Annotated in this window: 22 protein-coding genes and 1 other annotated feature; of the genes, 13 read left to right on the top strand and 9 right to left on the bottom strand. The window is 37.0% G+C overall.

Translation table 11 applies throughout. The features are described 5' to 3' along the window. Positions 1-299 precede the first annotated feature (299 nt). On the bottom strand, positions 300-509 hold the full coding sequence (locus tag M3Z76_RS10920; RefSeq protein ID WP_293926557.1) for a YheE family protein: 210 nt from the start codon (positions 507-509) through the stop codon (positions 300-302). Between the two features lie 123 nt (positions 510-632). Between M3Z76_RS10920 and M3Z76_RS10915 the strand changes: the two genes are divergently transcribed. Both M3Z76_RS10915 and M3Z76_RS10910 read left to right on the top strand, forming a co-directional pair. After that, a complete protein-coding gene (locus M3Z76_RS10915; protein ID WP_293926554.1) occupies positions 633-1,778 on the top strand; it encodes a DUF445 domain-containing protein in 1,146 nt (381 codons plus the stop codon). An 18-nt stretch (positions 1,779-1,796) separates the two neighbouring features. After that, a complete protein-coding gene (locus M3Z76_RS10910; RefSeq protein WP_293926551.1) occupies positions 1,797-2,141 on the top strand; it encodes a YlbF family regulator in 345 nt (114 codons plus the stop codon). Positions 2,142-2,233: 92 nt separating this feature from the next. On the opposite strand, the gene M3Z76_RS10905 is transcribed toward M3Z76_RS10910, so the two are convergent. Continuing rightward, the gene (locus tag M3Z76_RS10905; protein WP_293926548.1) at positions 2,234-3,532 is read right to left on the bottom strand and encodes a DUF2252 domain-containing protein; all 1,299 of its coding nucleotides are present in this window, start codon (positions 3,530-3,532) and stop codon (positions 2,234-2,236) included. 154 nt (positions 3,533-3,686) lie between these two features. On the opposite strand from M3Z76_RS10905, the gene M3Z76_RS10900 reads away from it, so the two are divergent. The 6 genes from M3Z76_RS10900 to M3Z76_RS10875 all read left to right on the top strand — a co-directional run bounded on the left by M3Z76_RS10900 (position 3,687) and on the right by M3Z76_RS10875 (position 9,768). Continuing rightward, positions 3,687-5,189, top strand: coding sequence for a coproporphyrinogen III oxidase (locus M3Z76_RS10900; protein WP_293926546.1), 1,503 nt, complete (start codon positions 3,687-3,689; stop codon positions 5,187-5,189). 241 nt (positions 5,190-5,430) lie between these two features. Continuing rightward, entirely contained in the window at positions 5,431-6,858 is a 1,428-nt protein-coding gene (locus M3Z76_RS10895; RefSeq protein ID WP_293926543.1) for a GGDEF domain-containing protein, read from the top strand. A 17-nt stretch (positions 6,859-6,875) separates the two neighbouring features. Continuing rightward, complete coding sequence (locus M3Z76_RS10890; RefSeq protein ID WP_293926540.1) at positions 6,876-8,072, top strand: MBL fold metallo-hydrolase; 1,197 nt, start codon at positions 6,876-6,878, stop codon at positions 8,070-8,072. Next, positions 8,059-8,307 carry a DUF3006 domain-containing protein gene (locus M3Z76_RS10885; protein ID WP_293926537.1) on the top strand — a complete coding sequence of 83 codons (249 nt, stop codon included), beginning with the start codon at positions 8,059-8,061 and terminating at the stop codon, positions 8,305-8,307. The genes M3Z76_RS10890 and M3Z76_RS10885 overlap by 14 nt, the downstream gene beginning before the upstream one ends. 227 nt (positions 8,308-8,534) lie before the next feature. After that, on the top strand, positions 8,535-9,323 hold the full coding sequence (locus tag M3Z76_RS10880; protein ID WP_293926535.1) for an HAD family hydrolase: 789 nt from the start codon (positions 8,535-8,537) through the stop codon (positions 9,321-9,323). Between the two features lie 109 nt (positions 9,324-9,432). Then, positions 9,433-9,768 (top strand): hypothetical protein, encoded by a 336-nt coding sequence (locus M3Z76_RS10875; protein WP_293926532.1) that lies wholly within the window; start codon positions 9,433-9,435, stop codon positions 9,766-9,768. A 48-nt stretch (positions 9,769-9,816) separates the two neighbouring features. Here the strand turns inward: M3Z76_RS10875 and M3Z76_RS10870 are convergent, their stop codons facing one another. Then, positions 9,817-11,070, bottom strand: a complete 1,254-nt coding sequence (locus M3Z76_RS10870; RefSeq protein ID WP_293926530.1) for a polysaccharide deacetylase family protein — start codon at positions 11,068-11,070, stop codon at positions 9,817-9,819. Between the two features lie 163 nt (positions 11,071-11,233). Then, positions 11,234-12,859, bottom strand: a complete 1,626-nt coding sequence (gene serA, locus M3Z76_RS10865) for a phosphoglycerate dehydrogenase (RefSeq protein WP_293926528.1) — start codon at positions 12,857-12,859, stop codon at positions 11,234-11,236. A gap of 60 nt (positions 12,860-12,919) precedes the next feature. Beyond that, positions 12,920-13,164 (bottom strand) — a binding site (T-box leader). A 327-nt stretch (positions 13,165-13,491) separates the two neighbouring features. Here serA and M3Z76_RS10860 point away from each other — a divergent pair. Beyond that, the gene (locus M3Z76_RS10860) at positions 13,492-14,274 is read left to right on the top strand and encodes an enoyl-CoA hydratase (RefSeq protein ID WP_293926526.1); all 783 of its coding nucleotides are present in this window, start codon (positions 13,492-13,494) and stop codon (positions 14,272-14,274) included. A 616-nt stretch (positions 14,275-14,890) separates the two neighbouring features. On the opposite strand, the gene M3Z76_RS10855 is transcribed toward M3Z76_RS10860, so the two are convergent. Next, positions 14,891-15,700: a hypothetical protein gene (locus M3Z76_RS10855; protein WP_293926523.1), complete on the bottom strand. Its 810-nt coding sequence runs from the start codon at positions 15,698-15,700 to the stop codon at positions 14,891-14,893. 276 nt (positions 15,701-15,976) lie between these two features. Between M3Z76_RS10855 and M3Z76_RS10850 the strand changes: the two genes are divergently transcribed. Then, entirely contained in the window at positions 15,977-17,155 is a 1,179-nt protein-coding gene (locus tag M3Z76_RS10850; protein ID WP_293926521.1) for a hypothetical protein, read from the top strand. 47 nt (positions 17,156-17,202) lie between these two features. On the opposite strand, the gene M3Z76_RS10845 is transcribed toward M3Z76_RS10850, so the two are convergent. After that, entirely contained in the window at positions 17,203-17,388 is a 186-nt protein-coding gene (locus M3Z76_RS10845) for a YhzD family protein (protein WP_293926518.1), read from the bottom strand. A 180-nt stretch (positions 17,389-17,568) separates the two neighbouring features. Here M3Z76_RS10845 and yhaM point away from each other — a divergent pair, with 180 nt between their 5' ends. Then, positions 17,569-18,504, top strand: a complete 936-nt coding sequence (gene yhaM / locus M3Z76_RS10840) for a 3'-5' exoribonuclease YhaM (protein WP_293926515.1) — start codon at positions 17,569-17,571, stop codon at positions 18,502-18,504. Between the two features lie 160 nt (positions 18,505-18,664). Here the strand turns inward: yhaM and serC are convergent, their stop codons facing one another. Next, positions 18,665-19,756: a 3-phosphoserine/phosphohydroxythreonine transaminase gene (gene serC, locus M3Z76_RS10835; protein WP_293926512.1), complete on the bottom strand. Its 1,092-nt coding sequence runs from the start codon at positions 19,754-19,756 to the stop codon at positions 18,665-18,667. A 223-nt stretch (positions 19,757-19,979) separates the two neighbouring features. Here serC and M3Z76_RS10830 point away from each other — a divergent pair, with 223 nt between their 5' ends. After that, positions 19,980-20,318, top strand: coding sequence for a zinc ribbon domain-containing protein YjdM (locus tag M3Z76_RS10830; protein ID WP_293926510.1), 339 nt, complete (start codon positions 19,980-19,982; stop codon positions 20,316-20,318). A gap of 44 nt (positions 20,319-20,362) precedes the next feature. Here M3Z76_RS10830 and M3Z76_RS10825 read toward each other — a convergent pair whose 3' ends face one another. Continuing rightward, the gene (locus tag M3Z76_RS10825) at positions 20,363-21,205 is read right to left on the bottom strand and encodes a peptidylprolyl isomerase (RefSeq protein ID WP_293926507.1); all 843 of its coding nucleotides are present in this window, start codon (positions 21,203-21,205) and stop codon (positions 20,363-20,365) included. A gap of 151 nt (positions 21,206-21,356) precedes the next feature. Here M3Z76_RS10825 and M3Z76_RS10820 point away from each other — a divergent pair, with 151 nt between their 5' ends. After that, positions 21,357-21,461, top strand: coding sequence for a YjcZ family sporulation protein (locus M3Z76_RS10820; RefSeq protein ID WP_293926504.1), 105 nt, complete (start codon positions 21,357-21,359; stop codon positions 21,459-21,461). A gap of 51 nt (positions 21,462-21,512) precedes the next feature. Here the strand turns inward: M3Z76_RS10820 and M3Z76_RS10815 are convergent, their stop codons facing one another. Beyond that, positions 21,513-21,725, bottom strand: a complete 213-nt coding sequence (locus M3Z76_RS10815) for a hypothetical protein (RefSeq protein ID WP_406601089.1) — start codon at positions 21,723-21,725, stop codon at positions 21,513-21,515. Between the last annotated feature and the right edge of the window lie 29 nt (positions 21,726-21,754).

Below are 21,754 nucleotides of genomic sequence, written 5' to 3'. Positions count from 1 at the left end.
ACAGGAAACTATTGAATTGGTGAAAAAGTGTTCAATTGAAATGAGCAAAAACTGTTAATTTTATTTTAGCGGTTACACCACATCGCCCAATCGAAAAATTGCATATATACTGATAAAATTCCTTGGATGATTTCCAATGGTATTCCCTCCTACTAGCTCTATGCTAGTCTAGTATATGCTTAGCTGGTTTTGTTATGAGGAGGGAGTTTTTAATGAGGAGTTTGCGTAGTTACTGTTACTAACTGATGGTAAATTTTTTAAGGGACGTGTCTTTTCAGACAAGCCCCTTAACCCGATGCTCAATCATATACATGGAATAACATAAGCTCATGCACCATTTTCTCGACAACGGCTAAATCGTCCTCTGCTGGTGCTGCACCAAGAAATCGAATGCTACCATCTTTATGATATTCCGCTTGATAGCGCTGTTGTTTATAGAAAAAACTAATAAGCCAGCCAGGTAACTGTTTATTTTCATACAATGGCTTAAAATGAAAATGCTGAATCATGAAACCACCCCTTCCTGTTAATCGTACTAAATAGGTGAAGCAATATGCAATAGCGATTGCTTTGTGAAATAGCTTTTCTGTTATACAATATGAGCGTAATTGATATAGAAACGAGAGGATATCATGGATAGTTTATTTGGGCTATTAATTTTACTAGCAGGTGTAGGTGCAATTGTAGGTGCCGCAACCAACTATATGGCGATTAAAATGCTGTTCCGTCCGTATAAGCCGATTTATTTTATGCGTTGGCGCTTGCCATTAACGCCAGGGCTTATTCCAAAAAGACGGGATGTGCTAGCAGTACAATTAGGGAAAACGGTATCGGATTATTTATTAACACCTGATACGATTAAAAAGAAATTTTTGTCGCAGGATATACGTGATAACGTACAGGCCTTTGCTAAGCAAAAAATTACTGAAACTGTATTTACGACAGAGAAAACAATTAATGATTGGCTAATGCTTGCGAATTTACAGCATATGCCGGCATTGCTGGAACAAAAAGTGGATACGGTCATTGCCAATCAATTCACATCTGTCAAAAACACGCTCGCAACAAAAACGATTCAGCAGCTATTACCTGAAGATTTAGAGCCAGTATTAGATAAAAAAATTGGTGAGGCAGTCGATCAAATTTTAGATAAAGGGGTCGTTTATTTCCAATCACCAGAAGGTGCAAAAACAATTAAAAATATGCTGGATGATTTTTTAAGCTCAAAAGGCTCCTTTGGCGGCATGATTCAAATGTTTATGGGCGATTCCTTATCACTTGTAGAAAAAGTACAGCGTGAGCTTATTCGCTTCTTACAAGCACCTGGAACGAGCGCTCTTTTATATCGCATTTTTTCAGCAGAATGGGATAAAATTAAACAGCGCCCAGCAATGGACTTTATGAAAGATGTAAACTTTGATACGATTGAACAGAGCATTCAGGTATATGCTAAGGAGCAGCTAGCAATCGAGGCACGTTTAGATAAAACGATTCACGATTATTGGCCGAATGGGCAAGCTTGGGTGTGTGATGAGCTACTACCAAAAGTAATGGACAAAGCATTTTTAGCAGCGGAAGAGAAAATTGAAGATGTGTTAAAGCGTCTAAATTTAGCGGAAGTTGTGCGAGAGCAAGTTGATTCATTCCCAATTGCCAAGCTGGAAGAGCTTGTTTTAGGCATAATTAGCCGTGAGCTACGTATGATTACATGGCTAGGTGGTATTATTGGTGGTCTTGTCGGTATTGTGCAAGCACTCATTGTCTTTATGACAAAATAATAGGAGAGTAGGAATACGATGATTAACATTTATGACGATATTAACAGATTGGAAGCAACATTCCGCAATACAAATGAATTTAAAGTATTACAGGAAACGGTAGAGGCTGTGCGTGGAGATGAGGAAGCAAAAAACTTATTTACAAACTTCCGCGATATTCAAATGAAGCTACAGCAAAAGCAAATGGCTGGCGAGGAGCTTTTGGAGGATGAGTTAGCTTACGCACAAAAGGCAGCACAGCTTGCACAGCAAAACGTTAAAATTCTCGCAATGCTTGAAGCTGAAATGGGCTTAAGCCGCGTAATCGAAGAAGTAAACCGTATTTTAACAAAGCCTGTTCAAGCGCTTTATGACGGACTATAAAATATGATTTGTAGCACAAACCTTAATGTTGGTTTGTGCTACTTTTTTACTTATAGTTTTTGGAGAGAGAATCGCTCATAAAATCTGCCGCCTCAATTTTCTACTGGAAACCATTCATTTACAAGGTCTTGAAATTGCGCATAGTCTGCATAAACGATTTCTTTATAGGACAACGCCTGTAAAATGATTTCCTTGCTAAAAGTATCTGGCGTTGCTTGAATGACTTGTAAAATTTCATCCTCGCTATGATATGTAAAAACAGCAGAGTAATCGATATCTGCACGGGCATGGGCCTTCGCAGCGATACGTCCCATAATGGCAGTAGTGGCAAAATAATCTTCCAGCTCTTTATAGTTTTTTGGCTTAACCTTTTTCTTGAAGGGTGAGCGTTCACGGATGTAAAATTGCTGGTCATTTATTGTTAAATAAGCTAAGTAAGGGTCTTCTAAATGATGCATAGCCTTTTGTGTGCCAACAACACGTGCACCTTGATGCTCATAATGTATCCAAAATGCTTCGTGATATGGTAAAAAATAAGAAGGAATCGCTGTGCGTACTTCCTTCATTTCCAACACGACATCATCTGCATGCTGTGTGTCATCGCCACTCTCAATTAAAATATAGTAGCGCTTCAAGCCGATAGACGCTGTACCAGAGCCATATTTAATGGCGATATCCTTCACCTTATAATGTGGTAATGCTTCAATGATTGCCGAATATTCCTCGGCGGATGCAGGCTGTAATTCCTCTGACCATTGGAAAATATGTTGTCCATCCTCAGTCAGGTGGGCAATTTTTTGCAAAAATTGCTCTCGTTGCTGTTTTTCTAGCTTTTTCAATACTTTTTTGATAGGGCCTGTCGTATTATCCTTTGTAAAAATTAATGTGAAGGGGTCATCCTTTTTTTGTTGAAAGCGTTGAAGCTGCTGAATATAGCTTGTTAAAAACGATTGGATTGCCATTTCCTGTGTAGCAGTATGCAAGCCTTGCTCCTCCAAATAAAGTGCGATGCTAACACTCATACGAAGCAAATCATATAAATAGGAGCCAACATAGCCTTCATCAAAATCATTAATGTCGAACACAATTGTACCTGACTCATTTTGAAAAGCACCGAAGTTATCCATATGCATATCGCCTTGAATCCAAGTTGGTTTCATTGGAGGTGTATGGAAAATTGACGGGATTTTTGTTGTATCATAATAAAATAAATAGGCACTGCCCCTAAAAAAACGAAATGGACTTTCCAGCATTTTTTGATATTTAGCTTGTCGCTGCTCCTCTGTTAATGCCATACATTGTTGGTCAAATTCAGTGAAAATAGTTGCAAGTAGCTCCTTACGTAAAAATGCTCGTGTATGTTTGACCTGCTCTAATAAAACATGCTCCATTTGAATATCCCTCCTACTAAGCTGTTAAAGGAATTATACAAAAGAAACAATTAAAAAACATCAAGCATTTTTACAAAAAATATCGACGTTTTTTGGTACAATGATAATTAGTATGTTTATAAACGCTAATTTACAATGAGGTAGAGAAAAAATAATGAAAACAATACAAATAAATGAACAGTTTAAAGAAGATTGGAATCGTGTGTTAAACCATATTGCCAATCTTTTTTATGAAGATTCAGTTATTCAACTTACACAAGATGGCACTGATATGGCTATTGCTTTTCAGCATCGTATAGAAGCAGATTTTACAATTCATACAGAGGCGCAATTAACGGTTGATGGTGAAAAATATACGAGCAATTATGCGATTCGTTATGCAACAGAGGGAACTGAAAAGGAGCAGAGCATTCGCATGAAGCGTGCGCTCTCATACGTAATGCTTGATGTGCTTGAGCAGTATACAGGTATGACGCAGCAATGGGGCATTTTAACAGGTGTGCGCCCAACAAAGCTTTATCATAAATACCGCAAAGCTGGCATGCGTGAGGAAGAAATTTTTGCTATTTTAAAAAAGGATTATCGTCTATCAGATGCGAAAATTTCTTTAATGAAGGAAATTGTGGCACGACAGCTTGAAGTGATTCCAGATTTGGATGAGCTAGGGCAGGAAATTTCAATTTATATTGGTGTACCGTTTTGTCCAACGATGTGCGCTTATTGTACATTCCCAGCGTATGCGATTCAAAGTAATCGCAAGCAAGGACGCGTAGAGAAGTTTATTGATGGGTTGCATATTGAATTGCGCGAAATGGGTAAATGGTTAACAGAAAATAATATGCGCATTACCTCGATTTATTGGGGTGGGGGAACGCCTACCTCTATTGAAGCCGATGAAATGGACGCGCTTTATCAAACGATGTTTGAAGCATTTCCAAACCCGCATACGATTCGAGAGATTACAGTAGAGGCAGGACGTCCTGATACGATTACACCAGAAAAGTTAGAAGTATTGAAAAAATGGGGAATTGATCGTATTTCTGTAAACCCGCAGTCGTATACGCAGGAAACATTAAAGGCAATCGGGCGCCATCATACAGTACAGGAAACGATTGATAAGTTTTGGCTATCGCGTGAGCATGGTATGAATAATATTAATATGGACTTAATTATTGGTCTGCCAAATGAGGGTATTGCAGAATTTGAGCATTCGTTAAATGAGTCCGCAAAAATGATGCCTGAATCGTTAACTGTGCATACATTAAGCTTTAAGCGCGCATCTGAAATGACGCGCAATAAAGATAAATATCGTGTAGCAGATCGAGATACGGTAAGTGAAATGATGCAGATGGCGACAGATTGGACAAAAAATAACGGCTATGTTCCTTATTATTTGTACCGTCAAAAAAATATTTTAGGGAACTTAGAAAATGTCGGCTATTGTAAGCCTGGCGAGGAGTCTATTTACAATATCGTAATTATGGAGGAAGTCCAAACAATTTTAGGCATTGGCTGTGGTGCCTCATCGAAATTTGTTCATCCTGAAACAGGGAAAATAACTCAGTTCCATAATCCTAAAGACCCAGCAGCTTATATTGCGACTTTTGAAGAAGCAATTAAGAAAAAAATTGAAATTTTAAATGATTTATACGCATAAATTAGGTAAAATAGCAGGGAATAGCATATTTATTTTATGTTATTTCCTGCTTTGTTTAAATAGGGGATATTTGTTATTAAAGGAATTGTAGGTAACTCATTTTAAAATAGAGGGGCATATGATATGAGCGTTGTAAGAAACTAAAATGAGAAGTTGTTAGAGAAATTAGCCCGTTAATCAAGATAAATATTTGTATTGAATAATTCCTCCGCTTTCCGTGGAGAGTCAAGGAGATGCGTTGATGAATAAAGGTACACTAAAAGAGCTAGCTGCAACAATTAGACATCTACGTGCTGAAGAGTGCTACGAGGATATTATTATTTTAAGTGATGAAGTTGAGAATAGATTATTCAAGTTAAATGAAGTGGATGACATCTTAGACATATTAAAAAATCGAATTGTTGCTTATATATATACGGGCAGCTATGAAGAAGCCTTTGCTGCGCTCTTTCAAGTGGAACAAATATGCAGCAGTCATCCATCGAATGAACATTACAGCCTATACTATGGGTTAGCAGGTATTTTATATATGGTGTTAAACCATACGGAAATGGCAAAAGAGGTTATGCTGAAATCGGAATCACTTGCTCGAAAGCAAAAGGAATATAAGCGGTTATGTTACACATATTCCAATTTATCGAATCTGTATCATGATTTAAAAGACTATGCGCGAGCGAAGGAATATGCGATGAAATCGCTTAAGGTGGTACCTTATTTTGAGTGCGAAGAAATTGATTTACTGCCGATAGAGGGAAATGCGGTAATTGCTCTTGCGTATGTTGGGGACATAGAAGAGGCAGATGTACTATATGTAAAAATGCAAGAAACTATACGACGATATGGCAGGGATCGTGATGATCGTAATCGGGCGTTGCTGTATAATGCAAGAATGGCATTGGCATTTACGAAAGGCTATATTGAGCAAGCAATTGAAGCTGCTGAAAAAGCAAAGCAAATTTTTTTCGGGCAGGGTGATATTTATATGGTCAAAGTCATGCAACGTGGCCTTATTGATTATTACAAGAAAAGTAATAAAATTGAGAAGCTTGTTGGAGCCCAAGAGGAGTATATTGAGCTATTAGAAAAGCATAAGCAAGAATCATATAATCGCGCCTTATTAAAATTCCAGCTAGATGAAAAGAAGCGGAAGTATAAAATGGCATCCTTTATTGATCCATTGACTAAAATATATAATCGTGGCTATATCGAATATCAAGCACCAAAGTATCTATTAGACGCTGCGTCTTACAATCATTTTGTTGGCTGCATTATTTTTGATATTGACTATTTTAAGCAAGTAAACGATGAACATGGACATTTAGTAGGCGACGATATTATAAAGTTTGTAGCAACAAGTGCAGCAAAGCTATTTGCACAATATGACGCTATTTTTGCTCGTTATGGTGGAGATGAATTTATTGCGTGTGTACATACAAAAGATACACAGCAATTTGAAGAAATAATAAATAAGCTTTATTTATTATTCAAAACGCAATCTATTTTAACTAAAAAAGGACATGTAAAAATTAGTTTGAGTATAGGTGCTTTTGTAGTAGATGCTACAAATGTTGAAAATTTCACAGAGCTTTTAAAGGCAGCTGACGAAGAGCTATATGTAGTAAAGCGCAACGGTCGCAATGATTTTAAAATTGCTTATGCCAAGCAGTAGAAAAGATGAGGTTTTAAATGAAAAAAATATTTTTTAGTTTACTTGTAATTGCTTTATTGCTAGCAGGCTGTACAGTGGAATTTCAACAAACAGAGCAGCAGCCTGTTTCCGGTAAAGAAATGCGAGTGCATTTTATTGATGTAGGGCAAGGTGATTCTATTTTGATTCAGTCACCAAGTGGAAAAACGATGTTGATTGATGGAGGCGTAAAAGGAGCAGGTAAAATGGTTGTTGACTATTTACGCGAGCAAGGTGTTAATAAATTAGACTATGTTGTTGCGACACATCCTGACGCAGACCATATCGGTGGTTTGATTGCCGTGTTAAATTCCATTTCAATCAAGCATTTTATTGATTCTGGAAAAGTGCATACATCACAAACATTTGAGGAAATGCTAACATTAGTTTCGGATAAAAATATCGTTTATAGCGTACCAGAGAAAGGCGATATAATTGATTTTGATAAGGAATTAAAAACAGAAGTAATATATGCGAACGAAAATGCCTCAGACAATAATGATGCGTCAATCGTTTTGAAAATTACATATGGAGAAGTATCATTTTTATTAACAGGTGATGCAGGTGTGAGTATTGAAAAGCAGCTGTTAAATGAAAATATTCAAGCAACCGTGCTAAAAGCAGGACACCATGGCTCAAATACGAGTAGCTCTTTAGCCTTCGTTCAAGCAGTAAAGCCTGAGGCGATTGTTTTAAGCTATGGACAGGATAATAAATATGGTCACCCACACGCAGAGGTTATTGAAAATGCGCTAACAGTTAAAAGCAAAATTTACGGTACTGCAGAAGCGGGCACGATTGTTTTTACAACAAATGGGGTAAGCTATAATACAACAGCGGCTGAGTGGACGGGTATTGGTGCGACGAGCTCCGTTACACCAAAGCCAACAACGAAGAAAACAACGGTTGAGTTAATGAGCAAGGATTTAGTTAATGAAGTGGTAGTCCTTCAAAATACGGGAAGTGAACCAGTATCATTACAAGGCTGGCAGCTTGTATCTGTAGAAGGTAATCAAGTATTTAATTTCCCAAATATTACACTTCAGCCAAACGGCAAATTATCGATTACAAGTGGAGCAGATGCAAAGGATGGCAAAGGAAAATTAAAATGGACTTCAAAGCAAATATGGTCAAATAGTGGTGATGCAGCAAAGCTTATCAATGTAAAGGGAGAGATTGTTAGTGAGCTTGAATAACTATACATTAGATCGCTTTGAAGGAGATTATGCGATTTTTTTGAAGCGACCAGAGGAAACTGAGCAAATTTTGATCCATCGTAGTGAATATAGCGAGCTACTGTCTGAAGGGGATATTGTAGCAATTAGCTATGAAGATGGCATCTATCACATCGAGCGATTAGATGAAGAAATAACTGCACAGCAAAATAAGATGAAGCAAATGGTGCAGGCATTGCGTAATAGGAAGAAATAAAGGAACTGTCGGGGGATTTTTCCCGACAGTTCCTTTGCTATATAGCAAGCTGCCGCTGAATTTTCAAAAACAGCTCCTCAAGTTTATATATTCACTTTAACATAGTAGTTAGCGAGGCTGTAAAATAAAGCTCTCAAATAATTAAAGTTGAATTTTATGAAAGAATGTTCTGAAAAGTTAGCTATTATGGTAGGATAATAGAAGAATACATAGATAGGGGCTGCCATATGACAATTGAAACCATCATTTTTGATTTAGATGATACATTATTATGGGATAAAAAATCAGTGCAAACAGCATTTGACAATACTTGTGCATATGCAAGTGAGCGTTATGCTGTGGATGCAAAGCAATTGGAGCAGGCTGTACGTGAGAGTGCTAGGGCGCTTTATGAAGCATATGAAACATATGATTATGCGATGCTAATTGGCATTAATCCATTTGAAGGGCTTTGGGGAACATTTGATGATCCAACTGAGATGTTTCAAAAAATGAAGTCACTTGTACCAGCATATCGTACAGATGCATGGACACAGGCGTTAGCAAAGCTTGGGGTTGAGGATGCTGCGTTTGGCTTTGAGCTTGGAGAGCGATTTGTAGCAGAGCGTAAAAAAAATCCATTTTTATATGAGGATACATTTGCGGTATTGGATGAACTAAAGGGAAAATATCAGCTCGTTTTGCTAACGAATGGTGCACCGAGCTTGCAAAATACCAAGCTTGAAATCACGCCGCAGCTCATATCTTATTTTGACCATATTATTATTTCAGGTGATTTCGGCAAAGGAAAGCCAGATGTAGCTATTTTTGAATATGTGCTAGAGCAGGCTAACACAACAGCTGAAAATGCCATAATGGTCGGCGACAATTTAATGACAGATATTTTAGGGGCATCGCGTATAGGGATGCGCAACGTCTGGGTGAACCGCGAGCACAAAGAGCCTAATGCAGAGGTAATGCCTACATATGAAGTAGATTCATTAACAGCATTTTTGACGCTTGTAAAGAGTCTATAAAAATGGAGTGTGAAAGTAGCTAATTACTTTCACGCTTTTTTTATTCAACATATTGAATTTTCTGATTTTTTAGATATAATAGAGTATAGTGAATGGAGGGGAAATGTTTATGAACTGTTGTGAAAACTGCCGACGTACAGCAGATATTGTGGAAATTCATCAATTACATGTAGAAGGACATGTTGCAGAGCTTTGTCTCGCATGTCATGCTGTATTAGCGCAGGAAAGTCAGCGAGCACGCTTTTTCACCCTAGTACGTAGCAAAGATCATAAATCCTCTAATACAGAAATGCAAAAAATTCATCGCAAGCTATCGCTTTTGATGACAGCAGGCATCATTGCAATTGCCTGTGTATCAGGAATAATGGTTGTAGATCATATGGACATATTACAAACAGCATCGACGCCATATTTGACGTTTGCGGAGCTGAATCAATATAGATAAAAGAAGGCTGATGATTTTCATCTAGCCTTCTTTTTATACGTAAAATGGTTACTGTGTAATGATTTCTGACACTGTCACAAATTCATAGCCTTGCTTTGATAAATAGCTTAAAACACTATCTAAAGCATCTGCTGTTGTTTGGTGAATATCATGCATTAATATAATGCTGCCATTGTATGAGCCATTTTGTATGGCCTTTAACGTTTTAGCAGGCATATGATGTTGCCAATCGAGCGTATCAACAGACCATGTAACAAGCGGAACAGATAAGGAGCTTAAAATTTCTTTATTGTATGCGCCATACGGAGGTCTAAATAATGTTGGCTCCTCACCAATAATTGATTTAACAATAGTATTTGTTTCATTAATTTGTGCATTAACTTGATTTAGTGATATTTGTGTGAGCTTAGGATGATTCCATGTATGGTTGCCTATTTCATGCCCTGCATCATAAATTTCCTTTAACACTTTAGGACTCTTATTAACGCGATGTCCAGTCACGAAAAATGTTGCTTTTGCATCGTACTTTTCTAATGTTGCTAATATTTGCTTTGTCACAGTAGGATGTGGGCCATCATCAAAGGTTAAAGCAATGCGCTTCGTTTTTGTTGCAACACCTTGACTGTATTTGCCAAGCTTCGGCATCGGAATTTCCTTTAAGCCATGTGCTAATACATAGCCTTCAACCTGTTGAGCTGACACAACATACGCCCAGCCTTGAAAATCTGTATATACATCCACCTTCGTGTTTGCAGGAATGACAGATAGATTTTCCCCTGATTTACTTGCAACATCACGCACTACGAGCCCATCTGGTCGTTGGACAAGCATTTTTTTAGTAGTCGGTGTTTTTAATGCTGTTGCGATGACATATCCTGTTAAATTTCCATACTGAACAAAATACCAGTTTTCCTCATTCGTTGCGTATACATGTACGATGCTATTTACATAAAGATTGCCTAAATGCTTTGCTTGAGCAACTGTTGACTCGCGTACAATCGGTGGGTTTTTTGAAGATACAAGCATTAATTTTGCTTGAGCAGATTTCAGCGTAGTAGAAGGTACGTAGCCTTGCTGACCTTTATATTCAATATGTGCCCACCCAGCTTTGACATTATGTAAAAGGACAATTGCTTTCGGTGGTAATGCTGTAATCGGTGTAACATAGTCCTCTGATAGTAAGTATGTTTCCTCTACAACAGTTCTTACCGCTGTTTTATTTTGCGCTGCTTTGGTTTCCATGTTCAGAAAGGCAATGCTTAGCAATAATACAGCAAGTAAACTAAAGAGCCATTTTTTCATATACGATCTCTCCTTTGCTTACCATTATATGCGACAGCGAATAAATAAGTAAAAAGAGAAGTCTGAAAAAAGGAAGGAATTTTTTATAATAAAGCGTTTATAGCAAATAATACATTGTCTGAAAAGTAGCGCATTCAGGCTTCTTTTCAGACAATTATTATTGCTACAGTGTAATTGCTTTCACTTCGTCAATGTTTTCGAGCTGTGCGACATATTGTAAATCTTCAGCTGTGACAATATTGTCGATTGCCAGCATCATTACTGCCGAACCACCGACCATATCGCGACCTACTTGCATTGTGGCGATATTAATATCCTTTTCAGCTAATTTTGTTGCGACGCGACCGATTGCGCCAGGCTTATCCGTATTTTTAATATATAAAAGGTTACCTGCTGGAATAACATCGACTACAAAGCCTTCTACTTTGACGATGCGTGCACCTAAACCATTTAATAAAGTACCTGCAACTGTATGCGTTTCATTAGCTGTTTTAATTTCAACCGTAATTAAATTTGTAAAGCCTTTTGCTGTCGTTGTTTTATGCTCATTAATGTTCATGCCGATACGCTCAGCAAGGTAACGAGCGTTGACATTGTTGACATGTGTGCCGTGGTTTGTTGATAGCAAGCCTTTAATTGCATTTGCTGTTAACGGGCGTACATCAAAGTTTGCAACATCCCCAGCATAGGAAATATTTAATTCCTTTACTGCTTCAGTTGTTACTTGAATTAGAAATTGTCCAAGCTTTTCAGCAAGCCCGAAAAACGGCTCGATTTGTGCTAGCTTTTCTTTTGAAATGGACGGCATATTGACAGGGTTTGTAACAGTGCCTGTTTTGAAAAATTTAATAATATCATTTGATACATCAACAGCAACAGATTCCTGTGCCTCGATAGTAGATGCGCCTAAATGTGGTGTTGCAATGACTTCAGGCAATGTTAATAATGGATGGTCTGTTGCAGGCTCTGTAATGAAAACATCTAATGCTGCACCTGCTACTTTTTTCGCTACAATTGCATCGTATAAATCATCTTCATTAATAATACCGCCGCGTGCACAGTTAATAATGCGAACACCGTCTTTCATAATAGCAAAGCGCTCTTTATTAATCAGATTGCGCGTTTCTGGTAATAACGGTGTGTGCACTGTAATAAAGTCAGCCGCAGCACATACTTCATCAACTGTTCCCTTTGTGACACCAAGCTCTTGTGCACGCTCCTCAGATAAAAATGGATCGTAGGCAATCACTTTCATGCGCTGACCTTTTGCTCGATATGCGACTTCCACACCGATACGTCCCATGCCAATAATACCTAAAACTTTATGTTTTAATTCAACACCAACATAAGATTTGCGATCCCAAATACCATTTTTTAACGTATTAAATGCTTGTGGGATGTAGCGGGCAAGCGCAGTCATCATCGCAATCGTATGCTCAGCTGCAGAGTTTGTATTGCCATCTGGCGCATTGACAACGATAATTCCATGCTCTGTTGCAGCGGCTAAGTCGATATTATCAACACCAACACCTGCACGCCCAATCAATTTTAAATTTTTGGCTGCTTCAATTACTTCGCGTGTTACAGTTGTTTGTGAACGCACTAACAGCACATCAACATTGGCAATTTTTTCGATTAATTGCGACTGTGTTAAGCCTGTATCTGTTATGATATTTAAATTCAATTCAGATTCTTGGATTAATGGATAAATGCCATCCTCACTTAATGGATCAGCGATAAAAACCGTAATTGCTTTTGTTGCTCTTTCTACTGCTTGCGTTGTCATCATTTCATTCTCTCCTTTAATTTTTAAATAAAATAAAAAGCCCTTCGCTCCCTACATCAACATGTAAGGGGCGAAAGGCTATAAAGAACATACTTACGCGGTACCACCCTTATTCATTGCAAAAATATTCAGAAAAATATAATTGCAATCTTTCCAATGCGTAACGAGCATGACGCGGATAAGTATACTGTAATTTTCCACTTATCTATTCAGGAGTGGAACTACATTCGTCTTCTTCACTGATTCGCACCAACCATCAGCTCTCTTTAGAACAAGTACGATGAGCATGTCTCCGTCACAATATTTTGCATATTTAAATTTGATAACATCATAAGCCGGAAATAAATGTTTGTCAACGACTTTTTCCGAAAAAAACGAAAAAATAATCTGAAAAATTTGTTTGTATGCACTGAAAAGCGAACTAATTTATTAAAATATTTTATTAATGTTCGTATTTTGTAACCGTTATCATTTTAAGAAAAGCTTATTATAGCGGAGATTGCAGAATATTAAGTTAATTATGATTTGAAATGGAAAATGTTCGATATTTACTAAATTTTTTTTAGAAAAAGGAATTCGACAATAAAAGTAGAATATTAAAAGTGAATGGATATTCATTATTGGAGGAGATAGCTGTGAATTACACAACAATTAATTTAGAAATATTAGAGCGAAAAGCGATTTTAACATTAAATCGTCCACAAGCAATGAATGCAATGGATGCGACAATGATGCAGGAATTAGCTAACTGCTTAGAGCAGTTACACGAACAACCGGATGTGCAAGTGTTAATTGTCAAAGGTGAAGGCCGTGCCTTTTCAGCTGGTGGCGATATTAAAATGATGCTTGGTGCAGATGGAGCGGTTGATTTTGAAGCGCTGATGTCCTCAATTACCCGCTTTACAAAAGCCTACTACACATTGCCGATGCTAACGATTGCACAAATCCATGGTGCAGCAGCTGGGTTAGCCTTTAGCCTAGCGTTAGCAAGTGATGTAGTTGTTGCAGAAGAATCCGCAAAGCTTGCGATGAACTTTATTGGCATTGGACTTGTTCCAGATGGTGGCGGTCATTTCTTTATGAAGGAGCGCTTAGGTGTAGCAAAAGCGAAGCAGCTCATTTGGGAAGGCAAAGTGATGGAGGCACAGGAGGCATTAGCACAAGGATTAGTAGATTACGTTGTGCCAGATAGTGCGGCAACTGCAACCGTAGACCAAATTGTAGGTAAAATGCTAGCATCACCAATTGCTGCAATGCTTGAAACAAAGCAAATTTTGCATACAGAAAAATTACTAGAGCTAGAGCGTATTTTGCAGGCAGAGGCAAAAGCTCAAGCAAAAATGCATGCAACAAAGGATCATCAAGAGGGCATTACGGCATTTGTTGAAAAGCGCCCACCTAATTTTATAGGGCAGTAAACAAATTAGATAAAAATATAAGAAGCGAACGGGGAGCAGAACCCTAGGAGCTTATAAAAAACACGAGAATAGATACTAATTTTTCTATTTTACAGAGTTAAATATCCTTTTTGAAATCAACAAAATGTTAGACCAATTGTATAGTGTTACACCCAAAAATTAGAGTGAAAATCTAACTTTAAAGGGACACTATCTATATGGTCTAACATTTTTCTTTTATCCAACCTCCCTTAAATTACTAAAATTCACATGCTACCAAGAAAAGTAGAGAAGATATAAAAACTTAGATTAATGATACAGACACATAAGATGGATATAGTGTATAACTTACTATTCTTTATTTCATATATGAAACAGATGCCACCTAATAGTAATAAATATATCCAACTACATGTCCATAATATATTCCCTATTTCATTTGAAAAGAGGGTAAAAAAGCCAGTAATAAATAATCCCCAAATAATTATTACACTACTGAAAAAAATATATGTTAATAAAGTTGGTTTTAGATTATCATTTCTTAAAGATCCAGTAGCAATTAGGAATATTGTGATAAAAATGATGGCTATAAGTAATAGTGACAAAATTTATTTCCTCCTTGCAAAAAGATATTTAATTAGTGTAAATGATATCTTGTAATATGGTAAATCATCAATGAACAATATGCTAATTGTTTATCCCTATTACATGGGTCATTTCCATATGAGTTACATATAAACGCAGCAACACCGTGTTCACAATCGCTCATATAAAAGTTAATATAAGCTTGTGGATGAGTTTTAGCGTAGTGATAGTGATCTGTATAAGGTCCATTAAAACGATTACAATGAACTTGGTCTCCTACCTGATACTTATAAGTTCCATGAGGTGGAGGAGAAAATAGAGGAACTGCCCCTACATTGTATGAAGCATAGCTCATAGAATCAATTATTTCACTAAGGTTTAGTTCAATTATTGCTTGAAATATCCCTTCTGAATTTTTCTGAACTTGAACTTTATTATTAAAGCCATCAATTTCTATAAAAACTTGACTATGCTTTTCATCTACATGAAATTTTCCATCAAATGATTGTTGTATCTTATTATTAACACTTATTTTCATACCATGTTTTTCGTGGTGTATAGTTGGAGTATTCAGCGAATTGTGATTATGGTTATTATTTCTTAAAATATCTGAAGTCTTTCTGTATAAGACAGGAATATCATTTTCAATCTCCCAACCAATTTTCGTAAGAATTTGTTTTTGATGTTCAGTAGCATTTTTCCAATCCATATCAGGTGCCGAATATTTAATTATTATTTCTCCATTTAATTCATGATTGATATTATTAGAAAAAGTTGCTGATGTCATTTGCATATTATTTGGAAAACATAGAAACAGCACAGTTAAAATAATTACAAGATATAAAAATTTATTGTTTTTCATATTTTAATTCTCCTTTTTACATATTTTATATAATTATAACTTAATAATCCTTTTTTAAAAAAATAACAACTAGATTTTTTTAATTGTATCAAAATAAGTAGAATTTTGTACCGACATATCCCACCAATTTTTATTGATAGTACTCTTTTAGTGCATTTTTATTAGATTTATCTCACTTTGATATGAGTATAGAAATTCGTTAGCCAAAGAAAATTCACTGTACATCTATGCGAAAGATGATTATTATATAAAAGATAAAATTGAGGGGAAGCACATATGGAAGGCAAATATTATACAAATCAAAGTGTCAATGTTTATTGTCCTACAGTAGAAAAGGCAGTGGATATTTGTTCACACTATATAACGAATAATGAGCGATTATTGCTTGAAGTGCCATTTGAGCAATATGAGGAAATTATTAACGTTATGAAGCAGCAAGTAAGTGATACAATTGATTACAGGCAAATCATTAAAAAAGGCGCTTTTACTTATGCCCAAATTGAACATATAACACTTGCAAGAAATATTCATGGTTTAACGATGGATGAGCAAGGACGTATCCATTTTGTTAATGATGCAATTAGCATCAGTGCAGTAACTGCCTTTGCGCAAAGTAAGTGGAACGGTGCACCACGTAAAGTGGCGATTGAAAATGGCATCCATACAGGGCTAGCTGTTTTAGGAGAAACATTTGCTGAGGAAGTCATCTCATTACAAATATATAATCATGAAGAGGTTATAGCGGACTTTGATTTAAACCCTGATATACGAGGTGCCTTTAAAACAGGTGGTGCGAAAATGGCCTCTAAAAAAATGGCTACAGCGATAACGAAAAAGGCGATGATTAGCTCTGCCGCACTAAAAAAAGGCATTATGCTATTGAATACGAATGTAGTGACAGGTGCGCTTGTTACAGGGATGATGTCGACAGTGGATATTGCGCATACGGTGAGAGGGAAAATGTCCTCACAGCAATTGTTTAAAAATATCGCAAAAACGGCTGCTAGTGTAACCGGTGGTATGATAGGAATGCTTGTTGGAAGCGGTATTGGCCTGACAATTCCAAATGTTAGTACAGCGATTGTCAGCATGATTGGCGCAATTGTTGGATTGCTTATCGGAAGCGGCTTAGCTAGCAAAATTACAAAGCGAGCTCTTGATATGTTTATACGCGATGATGCGCTACAAATGCTCGATATTTTTAATGAGCGCTTAACTGTTTTAGCTGGGGAGTATTTATTGAATGAGAAGGAGCTAGAGCAAGCATTACATGATTTCGAAGCATTGCACAATATGCCAAAAATGCTAAAAGAAATGTATGCAGCTGAAGACCGAGAACAATTTGCAGACCAATTAATTCAAGGTGAGTTAATGCGTATTGTTAAATTGCGCATGTATTTGCATGTACCAACAAATGAAGAAATATATGAGGTGCTTCAGCCAATGGCGATGTAAAGCCTGCTAAAAAACAACAGCCGTCTAAAAGTAAACGGCTGTTGTTTTTATACGTGAAATAAAATAAGCTTTCCTGCACTATTTACAAGGCGATGCGTTTTTTCTGCTACACCTTTTTCTTCAATTTGTTTTTGGCCCTCAGTTTTTGCTGCCTCATCATTGGCAAATGTCCATACTTCATCAAACAATGTTTCCCCTGTTTTTTCAAATGCTGTGAAGCGATAGTTTTCCATAGATTCCCCACCTTTTATGTAAATCTAACTATATTATGAATGAACATTCATTTTATGTCTATTATTTTCTTTGAATTCGCCATATTATTGACAATTTGTGAGATGATTATAGTAAATCATGGTACAATAATAGTAAAGAAATCGTGCTGTAGACGATGAATGTAAAGGAGTGATTTCGTAGTGGAAGGAATTACGAAGCTTCAAGTTGGGGAGCCAGTAGACCAATTTTTATTAATTAAACAAGCTACAAAAGGTGTGACAACAGTAGGGAAACCTTTTATGTCGCTTATTTTACAAGATAAAAGCGGTGATATTGAGGCAAAGCTATGGGATACAAATGAAGAGCATGAAAATATGTATAAAGCGGAAACGATTGTGCGCGTTGGGGGAGAAATCCATGATTATCGTGGGAAAAATCAGCTGCGCATAAAGCAAATTCGCGTAGCACGACCAGAGGAAGGCATCCAAGTGAGCGATTTAGTGCCATCGTCAGCTATTCCAAAAGAGAAGCTAATGGAGGAAATGACGCAGTTTTTCTTTGAAATTAAAAATCCTAATATTTCGCGTATTACACGCTTCTTAATTAAAAAGCATCAGCCTAGCATCCTTGTGCAACCAGCGGCGACGAAAAATCACCATGATTATGTATCAGGCTTACTTGACCATGTCGTATCAATGCTACGCTTAGGCAAGGCAATCGCTGAATTATATCCATCTTTAAATACAGATTTATTGTATGCAGGGATCATTTTGCACGATATCGGAAAAGTAGTGGAATTAACAGGACCTATTGCTACAGCCTATACGATTGAGGGCAATTTGCTTGGTCATATTACGATTATGGTCAATGAAATTGGGCAGGCAGCCACGGAGCTAGGAATTGAGGGCGAAGAGGTTATGCTGCTGCAACATCTTGTGTTATCGCACCATGGTAAAGAGGAGTGGGGCAGCCCGAAAAAGCCGATGATTCAAGAAGCGGAAATTTTACATTATATTGATAATATCGATGCGAAAATGAATATGTTAAAACGTGCATTAGATAAAACGAAGCCAGGTGAATTTACAGAGCGTCTATTCCCATTAGACAATCGCTCATTTTATAAGCCGACAATTTAAGAAATGGCTGTTGGAAATTTCCAACAGCCATTTTGGATTTTAAAAGTAACGATTCGCACATAAGATAAGCGGATTCGCCCATCGAGCATGGGAAATCGCTCAATGAACAGCAAAATTCTCCCAACCAAACTAAAAACAAGAGTATGCCTCTGTTTTTAATTTATTGCTTCGCCTGAAACGCAACCATAAAGTCTGCTAATGCTTTGCATGTTTCATACGGTACGGCGTTGTATGTTGAGGCGCGACAGCCACCAACTGAGCGGTGTCCGTTTAAGCCAACGAAGCCTGCTGCCTTTGCTTCAGCTAAAAATTGCTTTTCCAGCTCTTCATCAGCTAGGCAGAATGTGATATTCATAAGGGAACGGCTATCTTTTTGTGCATGTCCTATATAGAAGCCATTTGATTCATCTATTGCATCATAAATAAGCGTTGCTTTTGCTTGATTATGAGCTGCAACCTTTTCTAAGCCACCTTGCTGTTCTACCCATTTTAATACTTCACCTAACATATAAATGCCGAATGTTGGCGGTGTATTGTATAGAGAATTATTTTTTGTAAATGTTGTGTATTTCAGCATTGTCGGGATGTTCGTATTCGCTTTTTCTAGCAAATCTTTGCGGATAATGACAACCGTTACGCCAGAAGGTCCTAAGTTTTTTTGGGCACCGGCATAAATAAGTCCAAATTTACTAATGTCGATAGGTGTTGATAAAATATCGCTCGACATATCAGCAATGAGTGGTGCCACTGTTGTCGGGAATTCCTTCCACTGTGTGCCGTAAATTGTGTTATTTGTTGTAATGTGCACGTATGCTGATGCAGCATTTAAATTTAATTCATCCAAGGCAGGGATGTGTTTATAATGATTATCCTTTGTTGAGGCCGCAATAACAGGTGTGCCAAATAATTTTGCTTCCTCTAAAGCCTTTTCAGACCATACGCCTGTTAAAATATAGTCAGCTTGGCCATCTTGCTGTAGAAAATTCATCGGTATCATTGAAAATTGCAAGCTTGCACCACCTTGTAAAAAGATGATGTCATAATTGTCAGGTACAGCGTAAATTGTACGTAAGCGTTCGATTGCCTCATTATGTACTTGCTCAAAGTCTTTACTGCGATGGCTAAGCTCCATAATCGACATGCCTGTGCCGTTGAAATTAACTAATTGTTCTTGTGCTGCTTGAAGCACCTCTAAAGGTAAAGCAGAAGGCCCAGCATTGAAATTAAATGCACGTTGATTTGTTGAATTCAAATGGAAACACTCCTTTTCTAGTGTGAATATAACTATATAATACACTGTTCTTTTATTATTATGGAAAAATTCTTAAAATTCCTTCTATAAAAAGTAGAAAAGAGTAATTTTTTTATGTAAAACACGAATATTTTGACACGAATAAGACTGAATATTTGTCTTAAGCTTGAATTTAATGTGGGAATATGCCAGTATAGAGGGGATTAGTAAAGGAGGAGTTTTAATGGAAAATTTACCAAATTGCCCACAATGTAACTCGGCGTATACATATGAAGATGGGGCGATGTATGTTTGTCCAGAATGTGCATATGAATGGTCTACGACAGAGGAAGCATCTGTAGAGGAAGGGCTAGTTGTACGTGACGCAAACGGCAATTTATTAGCAGATGGTGATACTGTAACAGTTATTAAAGACTTAAAAGTAAAAGGAAGCTCCTCTACGTTAAAGATTGGCACACGTGTGAAAAACATCCGTTTAGTAGAAGGCGACCATAATATCGATTGTAAAATTGATGGCTTCGGTGCAATGAAATTAAAATCTGAATTTGTTAAGAAAAACTAAAATAAAAAAGGAAATGCATTTTGTCGCATTTCCTTTTTTATTTTTTATTTTACTGAATATTTATCGAAAGCGCCTTTTAAATCAGCATCTTTTACTTCAACTTTTGCATCTTTTAAAAGCTTTGTAATAACATCATCCATGCTGAATTGTGCAAGAAGCTGTTCGCGAATTTCATCTTTTTTCTCTTCTAATGTACCATAGTCCTCTACAGGGCGCTTTTCAGTTACTTCAATTACGTGGTAACCGAATTGTGATTTAACAGGCTCGCTTAATGTATTTAATTCAAGTGCGTATGCAGCATCATTAAATTCTTTTACCATCATACCTACTGTGAACCAGCCTAAATCGCCGCCTTTTTCAGCAGAGCCATCAGATGAAAGCTCTTTTGCTACATCAGCGAAATCCTCGCCATCGTTAATACGTTTAATTGCTTCTTTCGCTGTTTCTTCATCCGCAACTAAAATATGACGCGCATGTAGCTCCTGGCTAGCTTGGTCATAATATTTTTGGATATCCTCATCTGCTACTTCCATTTCCTCTAATGCTTTTTGGCTTAATAAGTTGATGCGAATGTTTTCCTTTAAGCCTTCTTCAGATAAACCGTTTTGCGAAAGTAATGTTTCAAATTGCTCGCCAGCAGATTCCTTTACTGAAGCCAATTCTTTATCGATTTCTTCGTTTGTCACTTTGTATTTGTCATTTAAGATTTTTTCAACCATGATTTGCTGTAATAATTGTTCACCAGCTAAAGATTTCATTTCTTTGTAAAATTCGTCCTGTGTTAAGTCCCCTACACTTGACGTAACAACTACTTCTTTCCCTGCGTTGCCGCATGCTGCTAAACCTAAAGATGCAGCTAATGTTACTGCTAAAAATGTTTTTTTCATGTGAAATATACGCTCCTAACTTTCTTTTGAATGCAATAGTTACTATAACATAAACGTCAAAAAAACAAAATGGTTGCATGTTGAAAGTGCCTAAGATTTAAAGTGGTATGTGCATACGATAGATGATAGAAAGGCGAAAGGAGGGAGCACAATGGGCGGTGGAGGCTATAATGGCGGCGGTTACGGCTCAGGTTTCGCGCTACTTGTTGTATTATTTATTTTATTGATCATTGTCGGTGCTGCATATCTTTATTAATTAAAAGGAGGACAGTCGGAGAAGGTAATCTTTTCCTACTGTCCTTTTGTTTTAAACAGTGAATAATACTTCCATATAAAAAGAAACTAATAAAATCGTTATAAGGACATTAATCGTACGAAAGATTTTCGGTTGCTTTTCTTCTGGAATTTCTTTGCGTATACAAAGAGCATAGGTCATGCGGTTTATTTGAAATAAATAAAATACAGAGAATAATATAATTACTACTAATAGCAAGCCTATTCCTCCTCTCTTTCGATTCATCGTCAAGCATACCAAATATGTAACTAGTA

Origin of the sequence: Metasolibacillus sp., assembly GCF_025291715.1 — a bacterium.
Lineage (GTDB): Bacteria > Bacillota > Bacilli > Bacillales_A > Planococcaceae > Metasolibacillus > Metasolibacillus louembei.
The sequence above is the reverse complement of the archived record's forward strand: the minus strand, read 5'-3'. Positions and strand labels throughout refer to the sequence as shown.